The sequence below is a fragment of the Pseudomonas weihenstephanensis genome (assembly GCF_016812185.1).
GTDB lineage: Bacteria > Pseudomonadota > Gammaproteobacteria > Pseudomonadales > Pseudomonadaceae > Aquipseudomonas > Aquipseudomonas weihenstephanensis.
Window position 1 is genome coordinate 1 of the sequence record NZ_JAAEBV010000021.1, and the last position, 1,094, is coordinate 1,094.

The 1,094-nt window shown below is 46.8% G+C and carries 2 protein-coding genes; both read right to left on the bottom strand.

The window, feature by feature from the left end:
• Positions 1–35 precede the first annotated feature (35 nt).
• Positions 36–473: an SMI1/KNR4 family protein gene (locus GYN01_RS22195; protein WP_203307810.1), complete on the bottom strand. Its 438-nt coding sequence runs from the start codon at positions 471–473 to the stop codon at positions 36–38.
• Positions 474–1,094, bottom strand: a 621-nt coding sequence (locus tag GYN01_RS22535; protein ID WP_338053191.1) for an RHS repeat-associated core domain-containing protein, incomplete at its 5' end; no start/stop codon positions are given.

A 1,094-nucleotide genomic window follows, 5' to 3' on the forward strand; every position in this document is an offset into this window, starting at 1 on the left:
CTTTCATTATCTACGCGCTCTATATCAGAGTTAATTTATAAATCATCATCAACCAGTTTTCCTGTGATTGCATATTCAATAGCTGAGGTAAATGACGGAGCTATTTGTTTTATTTCTTCTGGATCTAGGTCTCCAAAGTTTACGCTCGACAATTTGGGTTTGTTTCCTAGTCGGTAGTCCAAAAGAAAACAAATTGGTCCACCATCCGATCCAATGCCTAGCACGTGATCTCCGAGATATTGATTGATCTGATAATTACTATTTAAAAGCACTAGGTCCTCTGCTGGCCAAAGTGATAATTGAATGGCGGGGAAGACACCCTCCCCACCATTTGACCAACACATGAATTCCTTGTAGTCAGAAGGAAGCTGCAACTGTATCTGTGGCTCAAGTTTATTAAAGACATCAGCTGATACCCCTTGACATCCATGCCAAGTGGACGAAATTAACGATATGCATTGTGCAATATTCATTTAGTCACCATGAAAATATTTGTATGCCTGCTTGATTGCTTTGCGCCTACATTTCTCGCTGACACCAGCAGCCCCAAGATCTCGATAGGAGTTGTTGAACTCCTCGTTCATTGAGCTACCCCATTTAGGCTCTTCATTTCTGACCCTTGCATCCCTTCGTGCGTTTTGTAAAACGGTAACTGTTGAGTGTTCAGGAGATCGTGGCAGTAGAATTGCTGGCGCACTTCCCCGTGAATAGCCAGACACGTTAGCCTTAGCCCATGCGTCTTGAATAATATGGTGGGATTCGAGCCCTGTAGGTCTAGGCGAGGGCTGGTTAGAGTGAGTTGTTATACCGCATGGGTCGCAGCACTTCGCCAACCCTAACGGATCAACCCACCCAACCGGATTCGGCGCATATGCATAAAGATTCAACCCACCCGCATAGCTGATCGGGTCTTTGCTGATAAACCGCCCAACCCGTGGATCATAGTACCGATAGCGGTTGTAGTGCAGCCCTGTTTCGTGATCGTGGTACTGGCCCTGAAATCTGATCGGGTTGGTCAGCCCCTCACGCTGCGCCCATTCCGAGCGTTGTTCTTTGACTTCTCCCCACGCTTTGTACTGCGCACTCCAGGCGAT

Excerpts from the sequence above, each read along its gene's own strand:
- GYN01_RS22195 (WP_203307810.1), bottom strand. The coding sequence starts at position 473 with ATGAATATTGCACAATGCATATCGTTAATTTCGTCCACTTGGCATGGA.